General features: G+C 63.8%; 1 protein-coding gene and 2 pseudogenes. 2 read left to right on the top strand and 1 reads right to left on the bottom strand.

The features are described 5' to 3' along the window. Positions 1-49: 49 nt before the first annotated feature. A pseudogene (locus tag ACK5M9_RS08365) lies at positions 50-478 on the bottom strand (methyltransferase domain-containing protein); the annotation flags it as partial. 65 nt (positions 479-543) lie between these two features. Here ACK5M9_RS08365 and ACK5M9_RS08360 point away from each other — a divergent pair. Both ACK5M9_RS08360 and ACK5M9_RS08355 read left to right on the top strand, forming a co-directional pair. After that, the gene (locus ACK5M9_RS08360; protein ID WP_416892706.1) at positions 544-927 is read left to right on the top strand and encodes a transposase; all 384 of its coding nucleotides are present in this window, start codon (positions 544-546) and stop codon (positions 925-927) included. An 80-nt stretch (positions 928-1,007) separates the two neighbouring features. Continuing rightward, positions 1,008-2,435, top strand: a pseudogene (locus ACK5M9_RS08355) (IS1182 family transposase). Positions 2,436-2,787 lie beyond the last annotated feature (352 nt).

Raw genomic sequence — 2,787 nt, 5'->3', positions numbered from 1 at the left:
GGTCTCGGTGAAACGTTGGGCCAGTGCCGGTGTGCACAGTTCCCGACAGTCAATCCTTGACGACAGCCGCGAGGCAGCTGCTGCCGAACGGGATAGTACGTCCGGCCTCGATTTGCCTCGCCTCCCGATCAAGTATGCGATCTACCAATCGAGCTGAAAAGCCCTCGCGCACATGGTCGGCTGTCTGTTCCTCGGTGTAGTTTGCGCGCCGCAATCCCAGCCAACTCGGCACAGTCCGGAACGCAAATACCGGAGGTGGTAACGGAGAAAAGAGGTAAGTGGCGAATTCTGTCCTGAATTCCTGGCTAAACGCCGCGCGCTCCAGCGTGCGCCGAGTGTAGCGACGAAAATGACCAGCTACATCGTCGTCTGTCGAGTGCAGAAAGCTGTACGCCGACACCGTTAGAAACAGGTGGCCCCCTGGCCGCAACAACGTATGGATTCGACGCAGGGCGCCCGCCGCATCCTCGATGTGCTCTAGGAGGGCGCTGAATAATCGGCGCGCCTCCTCGGAATATAGGCCTGAACTGAGGAAATAGCTTCGTGCAGGGTGTGGAGCGGGCGGATCGGGAACTGCTGGACGCGGAGGCGCTGGTCGGTCATCTGGTGGCTGAGGGCAGCATGTTCGCGTTCCTGGCTGCCCATCGCCAGGATCTGTTCTGTGACAAGGAGTTCGAGGACCTGTTCCCCTCGGGGCGAGGGCGGCCGTCGATCCCGGCGTCGGTGATGGCCGCGATCCTGGTGCTGCAGACCCTGCATGATCTGTCCGATCGGGAGACCGCCGAGGCGGCCCGGTGTGACCTGCGCTGGAAGGTCGCGACCGGGATGGCATTGGACGACAACGGATTCGACCCGTCCACACTGGTGTACTGGCGTAAGCGACTAGGAGCCTGGGTCAGTAACACGCCTGGCGGGGTGCTCGGCTGATCGGCGGTGACACGCGATGTTGGGGTGTGTCTGATGATGTCGATAGTGGTCGGTTGTTCGAGGTAGATTCCGAGCAGCGGGTGGATTCGCATTCTTTGGTGCCGAGGCTGCCGGTGGACAAGACGTTTCGGATGTTCGACCCGGATCAGGGGTTGTTGTTGCCGCCATCGCTGGATGACTGGCTACCGGCCGATCATCTGGTCCGATTCGTCGCCGACCTCGTCGATGAGCACCTGGATCTGTCGCGTATCACCGCGGCCTATACCGAGGGTCGTGGTGGGCCACCTAATGACCCGCGGTTGATGGTGCGGATTCTGCTGTATGGCTACACCACCGGAGTTCGCTCGTCACGCAAGGTTGAGGCCGCCTGCGTCGATGTGGTCGCGTTTCGGTGGCTGGCTGCAGGTAGCGCCCCGGATTATCGGGCTATCGCCCGGTTCTGCAAACGCCACCTGTCAGCCCTGGGGCATCTGTTCGTCCAAGCGTTGGCATTGTGCCAAGCCGCCGGCATGGCCAGCCTGGGCCAGGTCGCACTCGATGGCACCAAGGTGCGGGCCAACGCCTCCAAACGCAAGGCGATGAGTTACGCGCGGATGAGCGAGAAGGAGAAGGTTCTTGCCGGCGAGGTCTCAGCGCTGCTGGCCGAGGCCGAGCGCATCGACAAGGACGAGGACAAGAAGTTCAGCAAGAACCGGCGCGGCGATGAATTGCCCGCAGAGCTGGCCCGCCGCGAAACCCGGTTGGAAAGGATCCGCGAAGCCAAGGCCGCTCTGGAAGAAGAAGCCCGTGCGCGGGCCCGTGAGCAGGCTGAGGCCAAAGCCCGCGAACGCGGCGATGATGACGACACCACTGCCGCCACAGGCGCGGCTGCCGCCGAGGCGGCCACCCCGAAACCAAAAGCGCAACGCAATTTCACCGACCCAGACTCCAAGATCATGCTCAGCGGCGATGGGGCGTTCCACCAGTGCTACAACGCCCAAGCCGTCGTCGATGCCGACCACCAGGTGATCGTGGCTACCGAGGTGAACACCAACGCCTCCGATGTCGCCAACTTGATGCCGTTGACCGAGCAAGTCGCTACCAACACCGGGCAGGTACCCGCTCAGGTCCTTGCCGATGCCGGGTACTGCTGGGCTGACAACCTCGATCGCGCCGCCGAATACACTGCCACGTGCGGCACCGAGTTCTTCGTCGCCGTCGGCCGTACGCGTCGCGGTGACCCGCCGCCGGTCGCCACGCGTGGCCGGATCCCCGAGTCGGCCACCGCCAAGCAACGCATGGCCCGCAAGCTCACCACCAAGACCGGCCACAAGGTCTACGCCCGACGCAAGGCCATCGTCGAACCCGTCTTCGGCCAGGTGGCCACCCTGCAAAACGCCAACCACCTACTGCTGCGGGGGTTCGAGCAGGCCCGCGGTGAATGACTACTGCTGGCCGCCTGCCACAACCTGCGCAAACTCCACGGCCACATCGGAGTGCACGGCCTGGCCGGGCTCACCGCCAGCTGAGCGGCCAGCGGCCTGAACGCCGCAACCGTGAGTTCACGACGTCGAGTGTGCATCCAGGGCGCCAACACGCCGACGGTCACCGCCCTCAGCGCACCCTCGAACCGACCATATTCCACAACGCCGCTAGACCCACACAAAAATCTTACTGACCCAGGCTCCTAGCCGGGATTACCGCCGCCCTGGCGGTGGGCTCGACCAATCACGACCTCGACGCCCTGCAAGCCAGCAAGTCCGGCGACCACCGCGCCAGGCCCACCACCAATGTAGATGGTGGCGAACACGGTGGGCAGGTAGTCGAGATGATCTCGCGCCGCGCCGAAATGCCCACCGACAACCAACCGCTGCCGTCTCT

This window comes from Mycobacterium sp. (assembly GCF_047975165.1).
Classification (GTDB): Bacteria; Actinomycetota; Actinomycetes; order Mycobacteriales; family Mycobacteriaceae; genus Mycobacterium.
The sequence above is the reverse complement of the archived record's forward strand: the minus strand, read 5'-3'. Positions and strand labels throughout refer to the sequence as shown.